Consider the following 1616-nt stretch of genomic DNA (forward strand, 5'->3'; position numbering starts at 1 on the left):
CTAAAATCATACATTCTTACTATATCCCCCTAAATACTTTAAAAGTATACATGAGATTTTTTTCTATGTTCATTTAGAAGAATAGTAGATTACTATAAGGTTACTAGTTGAATATCATTTTGTTTAATCCAATCCTTTAACCAATCACTACACAAAAAATCACATTCCATTGGTCTAATAAGCGTATAAGAGGAATTCGTTAAGATATATTGATCTAAATAACCAGGATGAAATATTGCAATACAGCATTCATTATCTTTCAACATCCCTAAATTATCTTCCATATACCTTTTTGGATCATATAATCCTCTTTCATCAAAATGAATCATACCTAATCCATGAATATGATTTTCACTTACCCATTGAGGATCCATAGGATTCACAAAAAATAAACCATGTCTTTTTGCAACATTTTCTAATGCTTTCATATAATTAAAAGAAAATACAGCATGGCCTTCAAAATACTGTGGTTTAAATCCAGTGATTTCAATAAAATGATTTAATTGAGCTTCTATTTCCTTTTCACATTCTTCAATGTTAATTGTATCTTCTTTTCTTTTATTAATAACTTTACTTGAATAGAATTCACCGTTTTCATCTACTAGACTTGGAATCTCTTCAGGAGAACATAGAGGCTTTCCTAAACAAATGTTCGTATGCTGACCTACAGATACATTACAATCTTTAATCATTTCATATCCATCTAAAGCATGTTCCATATTAGGCATGAGTCCTACACTTGTAATAACACCATCTTTATTGAATTTACACATTCCACAATTCACTCCTTCACTTATTCCCAAATCATCCGCTCTCATTATTAACTTCATAGTTATTCTCCTTTCATTTTAATAAAGCGACAGTATGCCCCTAATAAATTAGAATCATTTTGATACATACATACTTCAACCTTTGGTTTTCTAAAAACAAAGGCTTCTTTATAAATTACATCGATATTTTCTTTAATTTTTTCTACAAATAGCGGATCAGCACTTATTCCACCACCTACACAAATAACATCTGGATTGTAAAGGCAATCAATATTGTAGCAAAACTTTGCAATCGCAAAAAACCAAGCATCAAGATAATCATTTAATTCAGAATAAGACTTTTCTCGATAAAGTGCCATCATTCTTTCACCATTTAAATCATCTTCATGAGTTATTTCTTTTGCTTTGTTTACAATTCTAATTGTCGAATAAAGTGTGGCAAAACAATCATAATTACCTACTTCATAATTAGTGAATAATGGTGAAAACTCTCCCGCAATCAAATAACAACCTCTTAATATTTCTTTATTAATTATAACGCCTCCGCCAATACCTGTACCAAATATAAGGGCAACACTATTAGGATAATCTTTTCCACTACCAATTGTTGCTTCACATAAAGCGGCTGCTTTACCATCATTTTCTACAGTTACACTAATACCATCACATACCTCTGAGAGTTCCTGTGCCAGATTAAATCCTTCTAAATATTCTAATATTCCTGCAGTTAACATAACACCTTCTTCACTAATTCTTCCTGGAGCAGAAATAGCAATTCCTCTTATTTCTTCTTTATAAGAATCATATAAACTTTTTAATTCGTATAAAAAATCTTCTGTTGTAGTA

Annotated in this window: 2 protein-coding genes; both read right to left on the minus strand. The window is 30.3% G+C overall.

The features are described 5' to 3' along the window. Positions 1-92: 92 nt before the first annotated feature. Positions 93-830 carry a ChbG/HpnK family deacetylase gene (locus ACT8VG_RS10985; protein ID WP_444195903.1) on the minus strand — a complete coding sequence of 246 codons (738 nt, stop codon included), beginning with the start codon at positions 828-830 and terminating at the stop codon, positions 93-95. A 2-nt stretch (positions 831-832) separates the two neighbouring features. Further along, positions 833-1616: ROK family protein (locus ACT8VG_RS10990; RefSeq protein ID WP_444195904.1), on the minus strand; the 784-nt coding region annotated here is incomplete at its 5' end.

The organism is Catenibacterium sp., assembly GCF_052354645.1.
In the GTDB taxonomy this organism is placed as follows: Bacteria; Bacillota_I; Bacilli_A; order Erysipelotrichales; family Coprobacillaceae; genus Catenibacterium; species Catenibacterium mitsuoka_A.